Source organism: Haliea sp. E17 (assembly GCF_048323675.1).
GTDB lineage: Bacteria > Pseudomonadota > Gammaproteobacteria > Pseudomonadales > Halieaceae > Mangrovimicrobium.
Window position 1 is genome coordinate 46991 of the sequence record NZ_JBLWFK010000002.1, and the last position, 21456, is coordinate 68446.

General features: G+C 65.2%; 21 protein-coding genes. 9 read left to right on the top strand and 12 right to left on the bottom strand.

Annotated features, from left to right (window positions below; genetic code table 11):
* Positions 1 to 13: 13 nt before the first annotated feature.
* Entirely contained in the window at positions 14 to 244 is a 231-nt protein-coding gene (locus ACNKU3_RS03335; RefSeq protein ID WP_418258000.1) for a biotin/lipoyl-containing protein, read from the top strand.
* A 131-nt stretch (positions 245 to 375) separates the two neighbouring features.
* Here the strand turns inward: ACNKU3_RS03335 and ACNKU3_RS03340 are convergent, their stop codons facing one another.
* The gene (locus ACNKU3_RS03340) at positions 376 to 1305 is read right to left on the bottom strand and encodes an AraC family transcriptional regulator N-terminal domain-containing protein (protein ID WP_418258001.1); all 930 of its coding nucleotides are present in this window, start codon (positions 1303 to 1305) and stop codon (positions 376 to 378) included.
* A 376-nt stretch (positions 1306 to 1681) separates the two neighbouring features.
* On the opposite strand from ACNKU3_RS03340, the gene ACNKU3_RS03345 reads away from it, so the two are divergent.
* The 4 genes from ACNKU3_RS03345 (at position 1682) to ACNKU3_RS03360 (ending at position 7098) form a co-directional block, all read left to right on the top strand.
* A complete protein-coding gene (locus tag ACNKU3_RS03345) occupies positions 1682 to 2080 on the top strand; it encodes a cupin domain-containing protein (RefSeq protein ID WP_418258002.1) in 399 nt (132 codons plus the stop codon).
* 72 nt (positions 2081 to 2152) lie between these two features.
* The gene (locus tag ACNKU3_RS03350; RefSeq protein WP_418258003.1) at positions 2153 to 3019 is read left to right on the top strand and encodes an aldo/keto reductase; all 867 of its coding nucleotides are present in this window, start codon (positions 2153 to 2155) and stop codon (positions 3017 to 3019) included.
* Positions 3020 to 3199: 180 nt separating this feature from the next.
* Positions 3200 to 5653 (top strand): RCC1 domain-containing protein, encoded by a 2454-nt coding sequence (locus ACNKU3_RS03355; RefSeq protein ID WP_418258004.1) that lies wholly within the window; start codon positions 3200 to 3202, stop codon positions 5651 to 5653.
* Positions 5654 to 5826: 173 nt separating this feature from the next.
* On the top strand, positions 5827 to 7098 hold the full coding sequence (locus tag ACNKU3_RS03360; RefSeq protein WP_418258005.1) for a cytochrome P450: 1272 nt from the start codon (positions 5827 to 5829) through the stop codon (positions 7096 to 7098).
* A 14-nt stretch (positions 7099 to 7112) separates the two neighbouring features.
* On the opposite strand, the gene ACNKU3_RS03365 is transcribed toward ACNKU3_RS03360, so the two are convergent.
* Positions 7113 to 7388 (bottom strand): hypothetical protein, encoded by a 276-nt coding sequence (locus ACNKU3_RS03365; RefSeq protein WP_418258006.1) that lies wholly within the window; start codon positions 7386 to 7388, stop codon positions 7113 to 7115.
* A gap of 218 nt (positions 7389 to 7606) precedes the next feature.
* Here ACNKU3_RS03365 and ACNKU3_RS03370 point away from each other — a divergent pair, with 218 nt between their 5' ends.
* Positions 7607 to 8527: a prenyltransferase gene (locus ACNKU3_RS03370; RefSeq protein ID WP_418258007.1), complete on the top strand. Its 921-nt coding sequence runs from the start codon at positions 7607 to 7609 to the stop codon at positions 8525 to 8527.
* A gap of 13 nt (positions 8528 to 8540) precedes the next feature.
* On the opposite strand, the gene ACNKU3_RS03375 is transcribed toward ACNKU3_RS03370, so the two are convergent.
* The gene (locus ACNKU3_RS03375) at positions 8541 to 9383 is read right to left on the bottom strand and encodes a putative RNA methyltransferase (protein ID WP_418258008.1); all 843 of its coding nucleotides are present in this window, start codon (positions 9381 to 9383) and stop codon (positions 8541 to 8543) included.
* Between the two features lie 126 nt (positions 9384 to 9509).
* Here ACNKU3_RS03375 and ACNKU3_RS03380 point away from each other — a divergent pair, with 126 nt between their 5' ends.
* On the top strand, positions 9510 to 10058 hold the full coding sequence (locus tag ACNKU3_RS03380) for a DUF2058 domain-containing protein (RefSeq protein ID WP_418258009.1): 549 nt from the start codon (positions 9510 to 9512) through the stop codon (positions 10056 to 10058).
* 9 nt (positions 10059 to 10067) lie between these two features.
* Here ACNKU3_RS03380 and ACNKU3_RS03385 read toward each other — a convergent pair whose 3' ends face one another.
* On the bottom strand, positions 10068 to 10910 hold the full coding sequence (locus tag ACNKU3_RS03385; RefSeq protein WP_418258010.1) for an SDR family oxidoreductase: 843 nt from the start codon (positions 10908 to 10910) through the stop codon (positions 10068 to 10070).
* Positions 10911 to 11102: 192 nt separating this feature from the next.
* Here ACNKU3_RS03385 and ACNKU3_RS03390 point away from each other — a divergent pair, with 192 nt between their 5' ends.
* On the top strand, positions 11103 to 12014 hold the full coding sequence (locus tag ACNKU3_RS03390; RefSeq protein WP_418258011.1) for an enoyl-CoA hydratase/isomerase family protein: 912 nt from the start codon (positions 11103 to 11105) through the stop codon (positions 12012 to 12014).
* Here the strand turns inward: ACNKU3_RS03390 and ACNKU3_RS03395 are convergent.
* The 8 genes from ACNKU3_RS03395 to ACNKU3_RS03430 all read right to left on the bottom strand — a co-directional run bounded on the left by ACNKU3_RS03395 (position 11994) and on the right by ACNKU3_RS03430 (position 19611).
* Positions 11994 to 13430: an amidohydrolase family protein gene (locus tag ACNKU3_RS03395; protein ID WP_418258012.1), complete on the bottom strand. Its 1437-nt coding sequence runs from the start codon at positions 13428 to 13430 to the stop codon at positions 11994 to 11996. The two genes, ACNKU3_RS03390 and ACNKU3_RS03395, sit on opposite strands and share 21 nt — an antisense overlap.
* Positions 13423 to 14694 carry a CoA transferase gene (locus ACNKU3_RS03400; RefSeq protein ID WP_418258013.1) on the bottom strand — a complete coding sequence of 424 codons (1272 nt, stop codon included), beginning with the start codon at positions 14692 to 14694 and terminating at the stop codon, positions 13423 to 13425. Before ACNKU3_RS03400 ends, ACNKU3_RS03395 begins: the two co-directional genes overlap by 8 nt.
* Positions 14695 to 14858: 164 nt before the next feature.
* A complete protein-coding gene (locus tag ACNKU3_RS03405) occupies positions 14859 to 15284 on the bottom strand; it encodes a GFA family protein (protein ID WP_418258014.1) in 426 nt (141 codons plus the stop codon).
* Between the two features lie 13 nt (positions 15285 to 15297).
* Positions 15298 to 16308, bottom strand: a complete 1011-nt coding sequence (locus ACNKU3_RS03410) for a cytochrome-c peroxidase (RefSeq protein WP_418258015.1) — start codon at positions 16306 to 16308, stop codon at positions 15298 to 15300.
* Positions 16309 to 16411: 103 nt separating this feature from the next.
* On the bottom strand, positions 16412 to 16768 hold the full coding sequence (locus tag ACNKU3_RS03415; RefSeq protein WP_418258016.1) for an EthD domain-containing protein: 357 nt from the start codon (positions 16766 to 16768) through the stop codon (positions 16412 to 16414).
* Between the two features lie 78 nt (positions 16769 to 16846).
* Entirely contained in the window at positions 16847 to 17737 is an 891-nt protein-coding gene (locus ACNKU3_RS03420; RefSeq protein ID WP_418258017.1) for an amidohydrolase family protein, read from the bottom strand.
* A 159-nt stretch (positions 17738 to 17896) separates the two neighbouring features.
* The gene (locus ACNKU3_RS03425; RefSeq protein ID WP_418258018.1) at positions 17897 to 19279 is read right to left on the bottom strand and encodes a type II toxin-antitoxin system HipA family toxin; all 1383 of its coding nucleotides are present in this window, start codon (positions 19277 to 19279) and stop codon (positions 17897 to 17899) included.
* Entirely contained in the window at positions 19276 to 19611 is a 336-nt protein-coding gene (locus ACNKU3_RS03430) for a helix-turn-helix domain-containing protein (RefSeq protein WP_418258019.1), read from the bottom strand. Before ACNKU3_RS03430 ends, ACNKU3_RS03425 begins: the two co-directional genes overlap by 4 nt.
* A 768-nt stretch (positions 19612 to 20379) precedes the next feature.
* Between ACNKU3_RS03430 and ACNKU3_RS03435 the strand changes: the two genes are divergently transcribed.
* Complete coding sequence (locus tag ACNKU3_RS03435) at positions 20380 to 21393, top strand: aldo/keto reductase (protein WP_418258020.1); 1014 nt, start codon at positions 20380 to 20382, stop codon at positions 21391 to 21393.
* Positions 21394 to 21456: the final 63 nt, after the last annotated feature.

The following is a 21456-nucleotide window of genomic DNA, read 5'->3' on the forward strand; positions in this document are numbered from 1 at the left end:
AAGGAAAACGACAATGGCAACAACATTGACCATCCCCAAGCTGCAGATGTCTACCACTGAAGGCACGCTCACCGAGTGGCTGGTGGAAGACGGCGCCCAGGTGGAAGAAGGCCAGGCCATCTACACCCTGGAAACCGACAAGTCTGTGCAGGAAATCGAAGCCCCGGCTTCCGGTACCCTGACCCAGAAAGTCGCTGCAGGCGAGACCTACGACGTGGGCACCGAGATCGGCGAAATCAGCTGATAACGGTCCCTGGAAAAGCCCGGCCGGAGCGATCCCGCCGGGCTTTTTTGTGCCCGCGGGAAATGGGCTGTTCGCAAGGGGCAGTTGCGCCGAAACCGCGGCTATTCCCCGTCCGCCATCCGCTGGCGGACTTATGCCCGGCTGGTGGCCATCTGGCGCAATTGCTCGACATCCCGCTTTGGCGGATTGCCAAACAGGCGGCTGTACTCCCGGTTGAACTGTGACGGACTTTCATAGCCCACCCGGAAAGCCGCGCTGGACGCGTCGAGGTGTTCGTTCAGCATCAGCCGTTTCGCTTCACTCAGGCGCAGCCATTTCTGGTACTGCAGCGGACTCTTGGTGGTCAACTGGCGAAAGTGCAGGTGGAAGGTGGGCGCGCTCATCTGTACCCGGGCGGCGAGATCGTCGACACGCAGGGGCTGCGCGTAGTTGAGTTTCAACCAGTCCACGGCTTTGGCAATGCGGTAGCTGTGGCTGTCCACGGACGCGATCTGCCGCAGCAGGTCTGCCCGGTCGCTGAGCAGCAGGCGGTAGTGAATCTCCCTCTGGATCAACGGCGCCAGCACTGCGATGGCCGCGGGTTCATCCAGCAGGTCCACCAGCCGCCTGAAGGGCTCAAGTATGTCGGGCGTCATGGTGCCCAGGCCGACGCTCAGCCGGCCGGAGCGCTCCCGGGCATGGGGCAGGATGCCCTGGGCGATCAACTCAGACAGCACCCGGATATCGAGCTTCAATACCAGGCCAAGACACGGTTCCCCGGCACTGGCCTCGAGCACCTGGGAACTGGCCGGCAGGTCCAGCGAGGTGATCAGGAAGTTCGAGGTGTTGTAGGGGAATGCCTCCGCGCCAACCAGCATCTGCTTGGTGCCATGCACCACCAGCACCACGCTGGGCTCGATCAGGCAGAAATCGGGCTCGGTGGGCGCATCGCGGCGAAATAACAGCAGGTTCTGCACCGGGGTCTCCCAGTCGGCAGTGCCGGGTACGTGCCTGGCGATGACCCCGGCCATTGCCTGCTGGTGTGGGTGCAACTGCGCAGTGTAGTTCTGCATGGTAGCCATATGACTCGCATTTTCCTTGCCGGCAACTTTATAGGGGATGTCGGGAGAATTCCAATAAAACTCAGGATGCCGATAGGATTGGGCAATAATTCAAGCGAATTGCTCTATCGGTCGCTTGCCCTGGGGGTCGAGAATACTCTCATCGATCGAGAAATATCGGCTTATTAGAAGAGCAGTCAGTGTGATTGGAGATCAACTCGGTATCGCGGTGACAGTGGCGTTGCAGTCATCGATAGGATCGGACAATTTCGACAGAAGCAGGCAGGCAGCCTGGTATGAGCAGGTTAGAGATGTCCTGCGCAGGCAGGCCAGGATTGAACCATACCTGTGACGTATATGTCGCAGTGATACCCGGAACAGCATAGAGGAGCAAACCATGATTCTTACACGCAACGGATCACAGGCTTCGATCAAGGGTCCCGCAGACTGGTTTATCGGCGACGTACGCATCGATCCCATCCATATGCAGGCCCAGGAACCTTCGCGCATCACCTCCGCACTGGTGGCCTTCGAGCCGGGCGCACGCACCAACTGGCATACCCATCCCCTCGGCCAGTCGCTGATCGTTACCGCCGGGAAAGGCCGGACACAGTGTGAGGGCGAGGTCCGGGTGGAAGTGAACGCGGGCGACACGATCTGGTGCCCGCCGGGGCACAAGCACTGGCACGGCGCCACCTCCACCACCGGCATGAGTCATATCGCGGTGCAGGAAATGCTGGATGGAAAAAACGTCAACTGGCTGGAACCGGTCACTGACGCACAGTACGCCGGATAACCTTGACGCGAAGCAGAACAAAACGCGAAACAGAACCAACCGCGAAAGAAACGTGGAACAGGAGATTATGTGATGATACTGGAAGAAAGGTTTACCCTCGCCAACGGTGTAGAAATTCCCAAACTCGGATTGGGTACCTGGTTTATCGCCGACGACAGCGCCTCCCGTGCTGTCCAGGATGCGGTCGGGCTGGGCTACCGCCACATCGATACCGCACAGGCCTATGGCAATGAAGCGGGGGTGGGAGAGGGGGTCCGCACATGCGGCGTAAAGCGCGAGGATATTTTCGTCACCACCAAACTGGCGGCGGAGGTCAAATCCTACGCGGAAGCCGTGGCGTCCATCGACGGTTCCCTGCAGACACTGGGTCTGGATTACGCCGACCTGATGATCATCCACAGCCCGCAACCCTGGGTCGAGTTTGCCGGCGAAGACCGTCACTTTGACGGCAACCGGGAAGCCTGGCGGGCGCTTGAGGACGCCTGCAAGGCGGGTAAGCTCCGCGCTATCGGACTGTCCAATTTTGAACAGCAGGACGTCGAGAATATCCTGCAGTCCTGTTCCGTGAAGCCGATGGTGAACCAGATCCTGGCCCATATCAGCAACATGCCTCTCGACCTGATCGAATACAACCAGGCCAACGGACTGCTGGTGGAAGCCTATTCGCCGGTGGGGCATGGCGAACTCTTGAAAAACCCGACGATCGTGCAGATGGCACAGAGGTATGGAGTTTCCGTGCCGCAACTGTGTATTCGCTACGTCCTGCAGTTCGGCCTGCTGGCACTGCCCAAGACCGCGAACCCGGCCCATATGCAGAACAACACCGAGGTGAATTTTGCGATCTCGGATGAGGACATGCACTTTCTCGACACCATGCAGCGCATCGAGGACTACGGGGACGCCAGTGTGTTTCCTGTTTACGGCGGCAACCTGGACTGAGGGTAGTGCGGCGCGATTGTCGATAGAATTTACTCGCCTGGACGTTGGCAGCGTCCCTATAATCCCGCTACAGGTGAGGGGGGGGATCAAGCCAGGGATTGGCTGGTCCGCCACTCTCCGGGACATAATAAACAACATGGAAGAGGTCGTATGCACGCAACAGGGAACGTTGTCCGGTCATTGGTCTATCTGCTCTTGCTGGCTGCCGGCCTGGGCGGCTGCTCTTCCGGCAGCAGTAACGGTACCGGCGGGGAGCCGTCGCCAGGCGATGGCACGGGGGAAACTCCGGCGGTCAGCGCTATTTCTCCTGCTGTTTTCGCTCCCGGTTCCCTCGTGTTTGTGTCCGGTAGCAGTCTTGATGGCACCACTCTCGCCGTGAACGGCGAGGGGGTGGAACTACTCTCGCAATCCGCTCACGTACTTGAATTCATTGCCCCGGAACTGCCGCCTGGCGAGTACCAGTTCGAGTTGCGCAGTGCTGAAGCTGACTTCAGTACCCAGGTGCGCTACCTCGAAGCCCTGCGTGTCGACAGTGTCAGCCTCGGAACCGATCACGCCTGTGCCGTGACCCGTGAAGGCAGCGCGGTGTGCTGGGGCGACGCGCGCTACGGCAAGCTGGGCAATGGCGCACGCAGTGGCCAGTTTCCGCCGGTGGCGGTAGCGGGACTGCGGAATGTCGTGGCTGTGAGCAGCGCGGGCCAGCACAGCTGCGCCCTGGATGGCGAAGGCACAATCCACTGCTGGGGCCTCAACCGCCACGGCCAGCTCGGCTCCGGTCCGGGCTTTCCACCCGCAGCACCGGTTGCCGTGGATGGCCTCCCCGAAGCGCGCTCGATCAGCGCCGGCGGCAACCATACCTGCGCGACCTTCACCGACGGTAGGGCGCGTTGCTGGGGCAGTAACGGCAACGGCCAGTTGGGCGATGGCGGCAGCGCTGGTTCCGCCATACCCGTTGTCGTCCAGGGGCTTGCCGATGTGGCCGGAATCAGCGCCGGGTACCTGCATTCCTGTGCCGTCACCGGGGCCGGTGAGGCCTTCTGCTGGGGAGCGAACCAGAGCGGGCAACTGGGCAATGGCACGCTGGAACCGGCACTGACGCCGGTGGCGGTGCAGGGCTTGCCGGGCCGGGTGCTGGCCATCGGGGTGGGGGAGCAGTGGAGTTGCGCGCTCACCGACAGCGACCAGGTCTGGTGCTGGGGCGACGATGTGCTGACCGGCGCTGTGGGGGAGAGCTTCGCCAGCTCGACGCTGCCGGTGCAGGTCGCCCAGTTCGGGAATGTTCACCAGCTCAGCGTCGGCAACCGGCACGCCTGTGTCCTCTCGGGCGAGGGGCTGGTCGATTGCTGGGGTGCGAATTTTCACGGAACCCTGGGGCGCACCTACGACAGGACGCCGTATTCCCTGGCGCCGCTGCGGGTTGAGCGCTTGACGGCGGCAGGCGCCATCAATGCCGGCGACCTCGCGACCTGTGCCGTGGGGGAATCGAAGGAGTTGCGCTGCTGGGGATCGGATATCGATGGCCTGCTGGGCACCGGGCCGGCTGCTGGTCGTGTAGGGCCGTTCATCGTAGGGGGAATCGAGGGCGCTACCGGTATCGAATCGGGCGAGGGCTATCGCTGCGCGCTGGTCGATGGTAGCGACACCCTGTGCTGGGGCGATAACGGCTACGGCCAGCTGGGCAACGGCAGCCGCACGGCGACTGGTGTGCCGACTCCGGTCAGCGGCCTGGCCGATGTCGCTGCGCTCAGCCTGGGCGGCGGCCAGAGCTGCGCGCTGCTGGGCGATGCGAGCGTGTCCTGCTGGGGGCTTGCCAATCTTTCCGCCAACCTCCTGCCCGCCTGGGAGAGCGGTGTGGACGAGAATGACTATATCCTGGTGCCGCGGGCGGTGCCGGGCCTCGATGGTACCGCTGCCCTGAGTATCGGTTCCTACTCGCTGTATGCCATTGGCGATGCCGGCGAAGTGCTGGTGCAGGGCGTACGCGAGGCCTATGCAGACGGCAGTATCGACTATACGGCGACACCAGCGGCCTTTCCTGCGCTGTCAGGTGTAGAGTCCATCAGCAGCGGCGGAATCTATTCCAGCGCCTTCCAGTCCTGCGCCCTCCTGAGCGATGGCAGCGTACAGTGCTGGTCCATCTTCGATGGCGCTTCCGGATCCGGGGCAAATGCGCCGGTAACGATAGCTGGCCTCAGTAATATCGATGCCATCGACACCAGCAGCACCCATGCCTGCGCCCTGGGTGAGGGGCGCCTGCAGTGCTGGGGCGATAACACTGCCGGCCAGTTGGGGGACGGTAGCCTGAATGCCTCGGAACAGCCGGTGGCGGTGAAGGGCCTCGACGATGTCATCGGTGTGGTGACGGGCAGCGCATTCACCTGTGCGCTGGTCGAACGCGGATCGGTGTATTGCTGGGGCAGCGCCTATGGCCCGCTACTGGAGGGTGAGAGCAGCGATGCGACCGAGCCGGTTGCAATGCCCGGCCTGGTGGATGTCGTGCAGATCAGTGGATCTTCCGGGGAGGTCTGTGCCCGCTATGCCGATGGCGTTATCACCTGCTGGGGCGATCCGGGCAGTATCGGCCCGGGTTATTTCCCGGCGGGAGAGCAGCGCGAGGTGGTCAGCCTGCCCTGACGTTCGGGTTCATGAAATTTTGTTAATTCCCGTGAGGCCGCCCGAGGCCGCGCGCCGTTGTTTTACACGGTTTTTTGCCTGCGATGACAATTTCAGCGCAACCCGGGGCGCTGGATTTGCCCGGTTCGACAGTCTACCCTTGCAGCGATAACACATAAAAAAGGCTGGGAATCATGCCGCACCCGCGCACCCTCGACGCCATCCGCGCCGACTTCGACGCTCCGCCCCACGTCCCCCGGGACCGTATCGTCGATATCAACTGGGCCATGGGCTCGGTGCCCAACGATCTCGTCGATCCCTACGAGCCCTGCGGTTGGCTCGCCGGAGACGATATCCCGCGGATTCTCTACAACGTGCCTGTCAGCAGCGGCCTCGGCGCAGTCGCCGGGATGGGCAACGGCACCTGGGTGGTGACCCATTACGACGATATCAACCGCGTCTACACGGATAATGAGTATTTTTCCAACAAGGGTACGGCGGAATTCCAGGCGCTGATCGGCGAGACTTTCCGCTCCATTCCCCTGGCCATCGATCCGCCGGAGCACGGCAAGTACCGCCGCTACCTGATGCCGCACTTCACGCCGAAACGACTCAGCCTGATGCAGGACGACATGCGCGCGCTGGCAGTGCAAATGATCGACGAGTTTGCGCAGCGGGGCGAGGTCGATGTCGCCTGGGATTTCGGCCGGGTCTACCCGGTGCGGATTTTCATGGGACTGATGGGCTTTCCCGCGCCGATGTTCGAGCAGTTCCTGGACTGGGAGTGGAACATCCTGCACTCCGGCGACCTCGGCAAGATGCAGGCGGCGCTGCGCGCCGTGCTCGAGTTCCTGCGCGGCTTTATCGCCGAGAAAGAGCGCGAACCCGATGACTGCCTGGTATCGAAAATCGTCCACGGCAAGATCGAGGGCAAGGCGCTGAGCGACGACGAGAAAATCGGCATGGTCTGGTTTCTCTGGCTGGGCGGCCTCGATACGGTTGCCGCGACCATCAGCCAGATGTTCCGGCGCATGGCGCTGCAACCGGAGATCCAGCGGCAGATCCGCGAGCACCCGGAAATCATCGATACCGCGGTGGAGGAATTCCTGCGCACCCAGCCCATCCTCAGTTCCTCGCGCAAGGCGACGCGGGATTTCGACTGGCATGGTGTTACCATCAAGGCCGGGGAGACCGTGCAGTGCGTCAACCCGGCGGGTAATTTCGATCCCCGCCGCTTCGCCGATCCGCGCACTTTCAACCCGCAACGCGAATCGAACCGTCACGCGACCTTCGTCCTCGGTGTGCACCGGTGTCTGGGCGCACCCCTGGCGCGCTCCGAATTGCGCATCCTGCTCGACGAGTGGTTCAGGCGCATTCCCGAATTCCGCATCAAGCCCGGCACGGACTCCACGGTCTACCCGGGACTGCTGTCGATCCGCAACCTGACGCTGGCCTGGGAGGCCTGATCAGGTAACCCGCTTCAGTCGACGCTGGCAATCGCCTCGCGGGAAAGCGCCCGGGACTCTATGGCAAAGTCCATCTGCGCGTCCAGCCTGGATTGCAGGCTCGGCCGGAGGTCGCGCTCCAGTGACTTGATCTGGCTGTCGGTCGCGGCGGGCGCTGCGGGAGTAGTGATTTGACTGCCCGCAACGACTGCGCTCTCGCCAGCCTGGGTGGTGGTTTCGGCTGGCGTATCCGCCAGGGCCAGTTGACTTGTCAGTGTCAGTACCGCTAAGACAGATGCACTGGATTTCATAGTTTTCCCTGCCTTCCCGTATTCCGTTATTGATTATTGTCCGGCGCATTTGCCTGCGCCTGATGATCACTATTGACTGGATTTTTGCCCTTCACAAATGCAATGTTAAATTTTGATAACTGCCTCACAGTGGACCTGGTTCACAGTTTTATTGGCAATCAGTGCTCTGCCGGGCTTAACTGCCAGGCTTTTCCGGACGGATTTTTCACGAGGTAACGATGACTGCGGCAACCCGCCAGTTGTGGATACAGCTGCTGCTGTACCCGGGACATACCCTGCCAACCGCACTTGCACCGGTACTGGTCGGCGTCGGGCTCGCGCTGCACCACGGCGTGTTTGCGCCGCTGCCGGCACTGCTGGGGTTTCTGGCGAGCTGGTTTATCCACCTCGGTGGCGTGTTCATGGACAACCACGAACTGCTGCGGCGTCACCCCGCTATCCGCGAGCATCCCGAGCTCAACGCGGCGGTGGAATCGGGGGCACTGCCCCTCAAACGCCTTTATGCCGCGACGCTGCTCTGCTTCTTCCTGGCGATCCTGCCCGGGCCCTATCTGCTTGCCATCGGGGGACTGCCGGTCCTGCTGCTCGGGCTCATCGGTTGCGCCGCGAGTTTTGCCTACGCCGGAGGACCCGCCTATGTGCGGGTGGGCCTGGTCGAGCCGGTGTTCTTCGCGATGTTCGGCATTGTCGCCGTGGCGGGAATCTACTACATCCAGGCCGCCGCCCACGGACAGGGCGCAACGCTGCCCTGGGCGGTATGGCTGGTCGGCTGGCCGGTGGGCGCGCTGGTCACCGGGGTCTCGGTGATCGACGACCTGCGCGATCGCGACTGGGATGCGCAAAAAGGCTGGCGCACGATCGCGGTACGCGCGGGTCCCCGCACCAGCGTGCGGGTATTGTGGGGGCTGCTGGCCTGCGCCTATCTGGCGATACCGCTGTTCGTCCTGGTCGGGCTCTGTAGCCCCTGGGGCCTGGCGGCCTGGCTGACGCTGCCCTGGGCTGTCGGCGTGGCGCGTACCGCGGCGGGGGGCGACCCGGTTGCCCTGCGCCCGCTGACGGCAAGGCTCGCGCTTACCGCAATGGTGTTCGGGGCAATACTGGGCGCGGGTATCGCGCTGGGCTCAGTTGGGGGAGGGTAAAACCCTTGCCGGCTCAGCCGCTCCGGCTGTAGCTCGCCACCTGCACGTCCACCGTGACCCGGATGCTGTCGAGTTCCGACAGCGCGGCGCGCCCCTCGGCGCTGGCGCGGAAGAAGTGCGGGGTCATCTCCAGCAGGTCGCTGATGATATCGGCGCCGTACAGGTTGGCCGGGTAGGTGACTCGTTCTACCGCAGCCAGGCTGAACCCTTCCGGCGGGGCGTTGTGCGGTTGCCGCGCCGGCTTGGCCCGGGGATAGATGATCTGGCGTACCTCCTGCAGGTGCTCGCTCCCGGCATCCACCTGCACGATCAGTCCGCCGGGTTTCAGCACCCGGGCAAACTCGGGGTAGACGGGGAAGCCGAACAGGCAGAGCAGGCGATCGATGCTGGCGGACTGCACCGGCAGGTGGGCGTTGCTGCCAACCACCCAGTTGGGGCGCGCATCGCGCTTTGCCGCCGACTGCACGGCCCACTTGGAAATATCCACGCCGAGCAGGGCGAAGGCCTGCTGGGGGTAGGCGGCAACCAGTTCGCGCAGGTAGTAGCCTTCGCCACAGCCCGCATCCAGGCAGCTGAGCTGTTCCGCAACGGGGCCGTCGGGGAGCAGCGCGCGGTTCACCGCATCGGCAATACGCTGGTAAAAGCCGGCAGCCAGGAAGCGCTGCCGCGCGGCCACCATGGCCTTGCTGTCGCCGGGGTCGCGGGTGCGTTTGTGCTGGACCGGCAGGAGATGGGTATATCCCCTGGCCGCGATATCGAAATTGTGGCCGCTGGCGCAGACCCAGGCGCTGCCGGTACAGGTGAGGGGAGAATCGTCCAGCGGACAGGCAAGGTGCAGGAAGGGCTGAACGTTCAATCGGGTGGTTACCTGTGCCGCGGAGGTGTAGGGGAAGCGCTGCCCAGCCGGGCAGGCGTTGGGCCGGCGCTTCAAGTCCGGCTACAATAGCATGGAGTCACAGTCAGCACAGAGAGCCCTGGAACCATGTCATCGCTGCAGGAACAATTGTTGAAGTCCGGCCTCGCGGACGCCAGGAAGGCGAAGCAGATCAACAAGGAAAAACGCAAGGAGGCCCGGCAAGCGCCGAAGGGCGAGCGACAGGTCAGCGAGGCGGCGCTGGCCGCGCAGCAGGCGCTGGCCGAGAAGGCGGAAAAGGATCGCGAACTCAACCGGCAAAAAGAGGCCCAGGCGGAACGGCGGGCTATCGACGCCCAGATCGCACAACTGATCACCATGAACCGGGTCGCCCGCCCCGGCGCGTCAGGTGGCCGTGACGAAGTGGCCTACCAGTTCAGCCACGGCAAAAAAATCAAGAAAATCTATGTCACCGCCAAGCAACAGGACCAGCTGGTGCGGGGCCTGCTGGCCATCGTCGTGCTCAACGGCAGCTATGAACTGGTGCCGGCCCCGGTGGCGGAAAAAATCAGCCAGCGCGACGCCGCCCGCGTGCTGGTCAGGAACGAGGCAGTCGAGGCCGTCGATGAGGACGACCCCTACGCCGACTACCAGATTCCCGATGACCTGATGTGGTAGGAGGCGGGCTCAGCCGGCCTGGTTGCGCTGCATCTCGCGGAAACTGCCGACGAAACCGCCGTCAACCTTGAGGTCGATGCCGGAAACGTAGGACGCCGCCGGCGACACCAGGAACAGTGCCGCGCTGGCGATCTCCTCCGGCTCGCCGTGGCGTCCCATGGCGATCAGGGTCTCCATCCAGGTGTACATGTCCTTGCCCGCAGCTTCTTCCTGCTTGCCCATGCCGGTGTCGATCAGGCCGGGGGAGATGGTCGCCAGGCGCTTGCCTTCCCTGCCCCACTCGCCGGCGCGGGCTTCCACGTAATTGATCAGGGCCTTCTTGCTGTAGGGGTAGGCGGCCGAGGCATTGTCCAGCGGCGTCCCGGGCAGCGCGGCCAGTTTCTCCAGCAGGTCCGGCGCCTGTGAGTCGGCGAGCAGCGCCTCGATTTCCGCATTCGGCGGCACCATGTGGGCGCTCATCGAGGAGATGCAGACAGCGCAGCCGCCGGCATTCAGGCTGGGGCGCAGGGCCTCGAGGGTGGCGATGAATCCGATCAGGTCGACTTCCACGATACGCTTCCCGGCGGCCATGGTCGGCGACAGGCCGACAGTGTGGACGATTCCGTCGATGCCGCCTTCCGCGGCGGCGCTGGCCAGCGCACTCACGCTTGCCGCGTCGGTGACATCGAGCACGCACCAGTCGGCGTTCGCCCCGGCAGCGCTACATTCCGCGGCCAGTGCGGCGAGCTTGTCCCCGTCGAGGTCGGCCAGCAGCAGGTCGTAGCCTTTGGCGATGGCGGCCAGTGAGGTTGCCCTGCCCATGCCGCCGGTAGCCCCGGTGACAAGCAGGCGCGGACGTTTTGAGTCTGTCATGGTCTGGAAATCCTTTTGTTATCAGTTAGCGGGTCAGCCGCTTATGGTGCGAGTGCGCCAGCGGCCTGTCAATGCGCGGCGGCCCTGCGCTGGCGGAATGGCCGGCCTTCGACATCAATGCACCGCCGGCGGCACGCGTTGCACTTTCGAAGGGCGCGGTTACACTCATCGGTTTTCGCCGGAATGCCCCGCATGCCTGACACCGACAGCCTGATACTGCCCCTCGCAGAGGTGCCCGCGACCGCGGACTGGCTGCTGCAGCAGCCGATGCCGGTCATCGCGGTGGGCGCGGGCGCCGTCGCCAATGCCGATGTGGTGGTGGATTCGGCGCGCGCGGCACAGGCGCTGGCCGCGAACATCGCGCGCCAGCCTGCCGCTGCCCTCGCGCTGGTGCAGGTATTGCGCGCGGTTGAACGCTTGCCGCTGGAACTGGCCCTCAATGTCGAGTCCCTCGCCTACGCCACCCTGCAGGGCGGGGCGGGGCACCGGGCGTGGCTGCAGGCGCGGCAAGCGCCACCGGCGCCGGTGGCGGGCGGCGACGGCGCCGCCGTGCAGCTCTCCCGCGAGGGCGACGTTATCTACGCCCGCCTCAACCGGCCGCGGGAACGCAACTCGATGACCGTGGAAATGCGCGACGCCCTGGTGGAACTGCTCGAACTGGTGATTCTCGACACCAGCATCACCCGGGTGGAACTGTCCGCGGCGGGCGCCTGTTTCAGCGTGGGCGGGGAACTGCGCGAGTTCGGGCTTGCCACCGATACCGCCGAAGCGCACCGGATTCGCAGCCTCTGCCTGCCAGGGCGCCTGCTGGCGCGCTGCGCGGACCGGGTGCACTGTTTCGTCCACAGCGCCTGTCTCGGTTCGGGCGCGGAGTTCCCGGCCTTCGCCGGCAGGGTCACCGCCCATCCGAAAAGCTTTTTCCAGCTGCCGGAACTGGAACTCGGCCTGATTCCCGGCGCCGGCGGCTGCGTGTCGATCAGCCGCCGCATCGGCCGTCAGCGCACGGCGTGGATGGTGCTTTCGGGCAAGCGCGTAACCGCTGCCACAGCACTCGGGTGGGGGCTGGTGGATGCAGTGGCCGAGTCAGTCGACCTGCCCGTTTAAGGCATTTTGGCCGTGGATCAATTGCCCGGCCCGCCAGACCGCGCGCACCAGCGTGTGCCGCAGGGTTTCGCGGGCCAGCCCCCAGTTGCGATCGAGCAGGCAGAGGTCCGCCAGCGCGCCGGCCTCCACTTTGCGTACCGAGACGCCCGGAGCGTCCGCGGGGGACAGGAACAGGGCCAGTGCCTGCTCCGGGCTGAGCGCCTCGGTCGCACCGAGCACCCTGCCCGAGGGCGTCCTGCGCTCTACCGCGGCGCGCATGGCAGCCCAAGGGTCGGCCTGGCCGAAGGCGGCGTCAGAGCCCGCCGCCAGGGGAATTCCGGCATTGCGAAAACCCGCACAGCGGTAGAGCCAGGGCTGGTCCCGCGGGTCGACCTCCGCGAGGTACTGGTCGCCGCGCTCGGCGATAAAGTGCGGTTGGGTCACCACCCGCAGGCCCAGCGCGCGAATCTGCGCCAGCTGTTCGTCGGGGGTGACCGAGGCGTGCTCGATGCGGTCGCCGGCGATGCTGCCCACGCTCTCGAAAGCGCCCAGGGTGAAGACCAGTTCAGCCAGGGTGACGCAGTGCACGGCGACGCCGCGGCCGCTGCGGTGGGCGGCCTCGATGGCCCGGCACAGCTCCCCGAACTCCGGTAACTGCGATTCCAGCAGGTGGATTTTCAGTTCCCCGCGCTGTAGCGCGTCCGTTTCCTCGCATCCGGCGATGTCTGTGGTACCCATCATGCGGACCCCTTGCAGCAGCGAGCCGTTGTTTTGCTGTGCGCCGAAGAAGCGCCATTCCTCGACCCCGTTGTGCGGGGTGGTATCGGTCAGGCCGGTGATGCCGTAGGAGGCCAGCAGGTGGCTGGCGACACCGATGTCCGGGATGCGGCTGCGCAGTTGCCGGCGCAGCCAGAGGTCTTCCTCGTAGAGTCGCCCGGTAGCTTCGCCGTCGCGTAGTTCCAGCCCCGGCGGTCGCGCGCCGGTGGCCAGCAGGCCGAGTTCCGCAAGGGCGCGGCTGTTCAACACCCACAGGCGCCCGCCACGGTGCTGGATGCGGCAGGGGCGGTCGGGGATGTGCCGGTCCAGCCAGTGGCGGTCGATGTCACCGGCCACCGCGGGGTGGTAGCCGATGCCGCGCAGCCAGTCGCCGGCCTCCTGGTTGGCCGCGCGCAGGGCGGCGGCCAGCTGTTGGGCGTTGGCCACAGTGGGCGGGCCGCAGGACAGGGATTGCAGGGCCGCAGCCAGGGACACCAGGTGGATGTGGTGGTCGTGCAGGCCGGGCAACAGGGCGGCACCCCTGGCGTCGACAACGCTATCGCCGGGTCCTGCAGGCAGCGCGCTGCCGATACGGTCGATAACCCCGCCCGCGAGGCGCACATCGGCCAGCGTGCCGCTGCCGTAGAGCTCCGCGTTGCGAATCAGTGTTGCCTCAGTCATCGCCGCTATCCGTTTCCATCTGCGCCAGCCAATGCCGGCAGCGGGTGGCATAGTCGCCATCTTCTGGCGCGGTGGCGGTGATGCAGTGGCGTACGACCCCGGCCAGCGCCACGTCCACCAGTTGACCGCCGCCACTGCGCCACGCCTCCCAGCCAGCGAGGGCAGCGTGCAGGCCGGTGAGCGGGTCGGCGATGGCGTCGCCGACCACCAGCCACTGGCCGTTGGCGGCATGCATGACCGCGGAGAGTCCCGCGGCGATCGCCGCGTCGTCGCCGTAGGCGATCCAGTTGGCCTGGGGTTCTGCGCGCCCATAGCCGGTGATGCTGAGCCAGCTGAGGCCCGGTTGTTCGGCGAGGATGTCCTCCGCTACCAGCCCCATCTGGCGCAGGGCCCGGGGCCGCGAGGCCTCCAGCACGATGTCCGCGCTGCGCACCAGTTCGCGCAACTGCGCCTGTCCCGCAGGGGTGTGCAGGGCGAGGTTGAGTTCCTGTTTGGCGCTGTTCATCCGCGCGAAAAACTCCGCGGGCCCGCTGCGCGCGCCGTCGGGCCGCTGCAGGCTCTCCACCTTGATGACCTCCGCGCCCGCAGCCTGCCACAGGCGGCTGCACAGGGGGCCTGCCCACAGGCTCGAGAGGTCGATGACCCGCGGCGGACGCTGAGCATTGGGGGAGGCGTCACGGAAGCGGGTAACGCGGCACCAGGGTTGCTGTTCGCGGGGTATCCGGGTCGCCTCCACCACTGCCAGTCCCAGCAGGCGCGCGCGCTCCAGCAGTAATGCGGCGGGCCGGTGCGCCAGCTGTTCCGCCAGGGCCTCCCAGCCGGCGATGGGGGCCGTTTCCAGCCACGCGGGGAGCAACTCCCAGTCGCTGTCCCGCGGCAGGTTGACGCCCAGCACGGCATCGCTGCAGGCCAGCAGGCGGCAGTCCCCGGACAGCGAGGCGCCGCCGTTGCGCCGGTGCCCGGTAATCCGCGCGCGCTCGACCAGCAGGTCGGCGCCGCGCAGGCCCGGCAATACATTCTTGCCAGTGATGGCGCGAAACGCCGCCAGAGCGCCATCCGCACAGTCGGGCAGCGGTACCGGGCAAAACCCGGGCGGCCCGTCGGGCCTGCCGCACAGGGCTGACAGGCCGCTGCGCTGCCAGGACACGACCGGGTGCATGCCCTCCCCGAAACCGGGCGCGGACTGCTCCAGCGCCGGCGCGAGGAGGCGCGCGTAGGCGTGGGCAATCGGTGACAGGGGGGCGCGCGGGTCAGTGGCGGGCATCGAAATTCACGGTTCCGGTTCTGGCGCCACAGTGTACCGGAGAGAGCGCGCCGGGACACGGCGCGACGGGCCCGGGACGTGGCGGCAAAGACGGAGGACTGCTGCTGCTTCCCAGGTGGACGGCATGGGAGCAGGGCACTGCCTGGAAACCGTCGGCGCTTGCCTCAGCCGGCCTGGTTCCCGGGCATGGCGGGAGAACCCGGGACCGCGGGCACCTGTTCCAGCGCGCTGTCCCAGCCGGCGCGGCTTGCGGTGAAGATGTGCGCGCTGGGGCGCAGGGTCAGGGGGGTGTCCAGGCAGCCCGCGGGCACCATGACCAGCCCCTCTGCCAGCGCCTCGTTGGGCAGCGCGGAGCCGCAGTGGCGGCAGAAGGCGCGCACATGCCGGGTTCCGGGCAGCTGGAAATTGGCGACGCTGTCCGCGCCGCGCAGCCAGCGCAACCGCGCATTGGGCGCGAACAGGTTGGCCGCGTGGGCCGATCCGCTGCCCTTGCGGCAGTGGCTGCAGTGACAGAGAAAGAAATCCTTGAATTCACCTTCGATGGCGAAGGCCACTGCGCCGCACAGGCAGCTGCCGCTTGGTTGGGTCACGCTGTTGTCTCCATTAATGTTCACTGTCCCGCGGTATGTCCGGGGTACTTTCCAGCGCCTGCAGGAAGGCCAGCAGGGCGTCGATTTCCGCCGCCCCGAGGTCCGCTGTGGTCAGCGCCGGTGAGAGGCTCGGGCGTGCAGGGAAAGGGCCGTTGAAGTGCTCCAGCACTGCGCGCAGGGTCGCGATGGAACCATCGTGCATGTAGGGCGCGCGCAGGGTGATATTGCGCAGGCCCGGTGTTTTAAAGGCGTATTTGTCGGCCGCGTCGCGGGAGAAACGGAAACGGCCGAGGTCAGCGCCCGCGGGCAGGCCGATATCGTGAAAGGCGCCGTCGGTGAAGTTCCAGCCGCTGTGGCAGGCCGTGCAGTTCGCCCTGCCGGTAAACAGGGCGAAGCCGCGCCGGGCGTCTTCCGGAACTGCGCCCGGGTCGCCGGCGACCCAGCGGTCGAAGGGGGTGTCGCCGGACAGGTTTTCGCGCTGGTATGTCGCCAGAGCCGCGGACAGGGTTATCAGGCTGATACCGCGATCCGGGAATACTGCCGCGAATGCCGCGGCGTAGTCGGGTATCGCCGCCAGTTCAGCGGTCAGGCGGCCGACATCCTGGGCCATCTCGTCGTGCGCGGTGAGGGCGAACCACACCTGTGATTCCAGGGTCGGCGTGCGTCCGTCCCAGAGCAGCGCGCGGCTCCACGCCAGGTTCTGCACGCTCGGCGTGTGGCGTTCGTTGCGCAATCCGTCGGCGCCGATGGCGGTGGGCCGGCCGTCCTCCCAGCCCCGGGCGGGATCGTGGCAGGTGGCGCAACTGATGTCGTTGTCGCGGGACAGGCGCGGGTCGAAGAACAGTTTCTCGCCCAGCGCGGCTTTCGCCGCGGAGTAGGGGTTGCCCGCCGGGTGGGGGACCGTGTCGGGGCGCTTGAACGCGGCCAGTGCGGCCGGCGAAACGTCGCTACCACTCGCCTGCCCGCTGGCCGCAGCCAGCAGGAAGGTCAGGGCGAGTGTCGCCTGGGTGAAGGTTTTCCACATATCAGGTTAAAGGGGCAACTTCCCGGTGCCTGCATTTTGCCAGTTTTGCCTGGCTTGCTCGACTCCGGCCTGGAGACCGCGGCCTGCCGTCGGGACCAGCCCGTTATCCACACTCCACCACGCTGGCGATCCGGAAGGAACCGCGATCAAACAGGTTTTTTTCATCCTCGATCACTTCATCGGGCATGATGCTGGTCGACAGGTAGGCGAGGGTTCCCCGGAAGGTGGCCTCATCGTCAAACCAAAGTTCGGTAATGACATCGAAGGGAAAGTCATTGCCGGGGCCGGTTTCCGGGTGGGGCTGGGGATCGATGTAGCGGCGCACGTAGCGGGTGATGCCCTGGGCATATTGCATGCACAGGGGCGCGTGGTGGTTTTCGTAGTAATCGCGAAATTCTTCGGTGGAGATATCGCTGCGGCGTTTCATGAACAGCAGAATCTTGAAGGTTTTCTCGCTCATCTTCCTGTCCTTGTCTGGCATTCCCGCGCGGCCTGGATATCCGGGACCCTCAGGCCGCAGTTGTGCAGTGAATTGCGTTCAACCCTTTGCCCACTCGGTGGGGGCTGCCGGCCACCGGAACACCGACCTGGCCGATGCGCCCAATATCCAGCGCTTTTCCTCCGCCGACAATTCCGGGTCGTCGCGCAGGTAATACAGCAGGTCGGCCCAGCTGTGGCCTGGTATCACCGTGTTGTCACTGGCCCAGAGCAGGCGGTTTGCGCCAAACGCGTCAATCGCCCGGCGCAGGACCGGGCGCAGCGGTTCGTAGGGATAGTTCCCCGCGCCAAAGGGATGGTGAATGTGGCTCAGTTTGAGGGCGACATTGGGGAACTCCGCCAGGCGCAGCACCTCGTCGAAATAGGCGGGGCTGTTGGCTGCGGCGGCCTCCGCCGCGGGCCGCCCGGCAGGGATGTTGCTGAAGCCCATGCCGCCGTGGTCCACCACGAACTGCAACCCGGGAAACTGCGCCAGGTAGGGGCGGAGCAGTTCGACGTAGCCTGGAATGAAAAAGCACACGGGCAGGCCGATATCCCGGGCGATCTCCAGGACCGGCGTATAGCCGCCCGCGGCAAATACCCCGACCTCGTCCAGCGTCCACACCGGTTGCAGGCGGAACGCCCGGGCGTGGGGCGAGGAACCCACGGTGCGCATGACGCTCTCCAGTTGCGGGTCATTGCGATCGACGCGCACCAGGTAGGAAAACCGCTCGGGATGCAGCAGGCTGGCTTCCTCGGCGGTGGGCCAGGCCGCGCGCCAGGCGCCGTTTTCCAGCTGGTAACCCGGGTCGATGTGGGTGGGGTGGCTGGGATGCATGCTGCCCCAGAATTCATCGATGACGACGGACTGGATCCCCAGGGCATCCATCGCCGCCAGGGTTGTGGCGATTTTTCCGCGTCCCACGTGCACCTGCGCGTCTACGATATCCATGCTGTCCTCTTGTTATTGGTTTGCGTCGGGAAACTACCCTGTGCGGGCCGCCATAGCCTACACCAGTTTGCGCCAATGTTCGGCACAGGGGCGAGCCCGCGGCTCGCTGTCGGGTGCAACGTGCGCCGGCGGTTGCCGGTTATCCCGTCAGCCGCGGGTTTATTCGAAGGGGAATTCGAACTGCTGCTCGCTGTCCGCCCGTTTTGCCGCCGCGCCGGCCGTGGCAATGCGGCGACGATTGAAGGCTTCGACGCGCAGGGTGGCCCGGATGCCCGCACTGACTTCCCCGGGCACGCCGGCCCGCGCGGCATAGTCGGGCCAGCGTGCCACCGCCTCGCAGACTTCCGCGAGAATGGCCTCTGCCCGGCCGCGTTTCATCGAGGCGGCCCTGGCGCAGGCGCGGAAGTCCTCGAGGGTAAAATCCTCGCGTTTGCCGTTCATCGACATCTGGTGGGTCGCGGTCCAGGTGCCCGCGGGATTGTAGCTGTAGGTCATGTCGAAGGCGGGGGAGAGCGACCACTGCCCGGTCCTGTCCATCAGGAAGGCGATGTTCTTCACGTGGTCGTCCTGGTTGCGGGCGACGATATTGAACGCCATGCGCCGGAACTGCTGCTCGATGGCGGCCATCGGCAACTCCAGTTGGCGCATCACCAGCAGGGCCTGCTCGTAGCTGTAGGCGCCGGCCATGTTGAAGTCGTAGTGGGCCAGCGCGCACAACGACTGCATGTGCAGTTTCTCACCGCCCGGGCGGCGGTCGAAGCGCCGGGTCATGAAGTGCTGGCGGCCGTTTTCCTCGAACAGCCGGCACTCCTCGATGTCGATACCGCAGTCCCGTGCCATCAGGAAGTAGGCGTATTCGATGAGGCCATAGCCCCTGGGATCCTCCAGTTCCTTGTCGCGGTTACCGCTGACGCCGTCGAACTTCAGCAGCCAGTATTCGAAGCCTTCGCCGGCCTCCACCTGGCCCGAGCGCACCTCGTTGGTCTCGGGGTGCCAGGCGATCACCGCCTTGGCCCGCGCGCCGCCGGCGGACGTGCCCACGCGCAGGATGTCGTGCAGGGCATTGGTTTTGTCCGCGTCGGCGAAGGAGGCCTGCAGGGTATTGCGATGGGTGAGGATGTCCGAGGCCAACGCTACCAGCCGGTCGACCTCGATCGCGGTGGCCTGGCCTGGCTGCGGGCCGGTAGCCGGGGCGAATTCCAGCGCGCCCATGCCGCGGGCGCCGGTGTAGCACAGGCGCTCGACGGCATTGAAGGAGTCCGGGCCGCGCCCCTGGGCGGCCAGCCAGGCGTTGATCAGTGCGTTGCCGAACTTGTCCGGCAGGGAATCCGCCAGCAGGCCGGGGAGACCGCGGAATGTCTGGCGGGCCAGTTCCGGGAAGCGGTACACGCGGCGCGACAGGGGCATGGCGACGGGGGATACCTGGATGCCGCTGCGGGAGAATTCCGCCGCGTACTCGAAGGCTGCGACCTCCTCGCCCGCCGCCAGCGAGACCGCGCCGATGGTTCGTCCCCAGAGGCGCACCTCGGCGACCGTGGTCATGTCTCGTCACCCCAGTTCCAGGCCGGTGCCGGCGTTTTTCCCGCGCGCTTGCCGGAGGCGCGCTGGCGCCGCTTTCCCTTGCGCTGCAGGAGATCCATCGGGCGGGGCCCGGCTTCCGGCACCAGGGTTTCCAGTCCCGCCATGGCGTCGAGCACGCGCAGTACACGCACCAGGCTGGACAGTTGGGAGGAGTGGCCGGCCTCGATACGTTCGAGTGTACGCTTGGCTATGCCCGCCTGTTCGGCCACAGCGGCCTGGGTGAGTTGCAGGTCGATTCTGCGGGCGGCGAGGCGCTCGCCGATCTCGCCGAGGATGACATCGTCAGTAAGCAAGGTACTTATCTTCATAATCGTCATTTATTACGAATAATAGTTAAATTCTGAGATAATTCGAAAAATATAGCGAATAAATATTCGAGATGGAAATAACTATAAATCGTAATAAAGTACGATATAAGGTAAAAATGACATAAGTCGTTAAAAAGCACGATTAGTGTATCGTAAAGACCTTCCTGCTAAAGGCGAATCACACGGGCTTCGTTGCCTGGACTGTCACGCTGTTGCGCGGGTTTGCGTGTCGTCTGTGCCGTTCGATGACTGCACTGGCGCCGGGTTGGGTCTGGCGGCACGCTGCAGGAGGCTGGCAGGAGACCACCTGTACCGCAGGGCCTGGCGTTGGTCGAGGAGGGGGGCATTTGCCAGCAAGGTGTCTAACTGTCGTGTTCTTTAATTCGTAAAAAAATACGATAAAATTAATATTATGGACGTATATCGACATTAAAGACGAATAAAAACAGGTCGACTCGGGCTGTTACAGGGCCTTCACCGGCTTACTCAGGGAAGACCGGCGGCCGGCCGGGCGCGGGCGGCAGCTCGGTGAATGGTACTGGCAGCAGGGCCTGTGTCGCGACAATACTTTGCCTGCAAAACATCCGCAGCTTCTCCTTATCGGGTACTGCCAGTGCCTGCGCCGGGCGAACTCGATGAAGTCCCGCAGCCAATAACCTGCAGAACAGGCAAATCTCGCGGAGAATCCGCGTAACGCGCCGCTGTTTTGGCGGTCATATTTCCCGGTGTGGGCTGACACAGGAGAAACCAGCAATGCAAAACAGGAAACTTGGCAGCCAGGGCCTGAGCGTATCGGCCATCGGGCTCGGCTGCATGGGCATGTCGGATTTCTATGGCAGCAGCGAGGAGAAAACCAACCTCGCGGTGCTGGCCGCCGCGCTGGAGCAGGGGGTCACTTTCTGGGATACCGCGGACATGTACGGCCCCTGGACCAACGAGGAACTGCTGGGCCGCTTCTTCCGGCAGCATCCGGGGGCGCGGGACAAGGTCAAGCTGGCCACCAAGTTCGCCAATATGCGCAACGCGGGGGGGGAGTTCCTCGGCGTCAACGGCCGGCCCGACTACGTCAAATCCGCCTGTGACGCCAGCCTGCGGCGCCTGGGTGTGGAGCATATCGACCTGTACTACCAGCACCGGGTTGATCCGCAGGTGCCAATCGAGGAAACCGTCGGCGCCATGGCGGAGCTGGTCGCGGCGGGCAAGGTGCGCTACCTCGGCCTGTCCGAGGCGAGCGCCCGCACCCTGCGGCGGGCCAGTTCGGTGCACCCGATTACCGCGCTGCAGAGCGAGTATTCCCTGTGGTCGCGCAGTGTCGAGGCGGAAATACTGCCCACCTGCCGGGAACTGGGCATCGGCTTCGTGGCCTACAGCCCGCTCGGCAGGGGCTTCCTGACCGGCGCCATTCGCAGCCGGGCGGACCTCGAAGCCAGTGACTGGCGCCTCAACAACCCGCGCTTCGCCGAGGAGAACTTCCAGCTCAACCTGCAACTGGTGGCTCTGGTGGAGCAACTGGCGGCGGCAAGAGGCTGTACGCCGGCCCAGTACGCGCTGGCCTGGCTGCTCTCGCAGGACCAGCGCATAGTGGCTATTCCCGGCACCCGCAGCGAACAGCGCATCGCCGAAAATGCCGGCGCCGCCGCGCTGGTACTGGATGGCGCCGAACTCGAGCGGCTGGACAGCGCCCTCGCCGGGATCGAGGTGCACGGTTCCCGCTACCCGAAGGCCGCCGTTTCGCTGCTGGAGGGGGATACGCCGGAACTGGGGTAGGGGTAACGGCTTAGCGGGGTCTGCGTAATGGCGGCGTAATGGGGTCAGAGCCCTTTTTCTGAA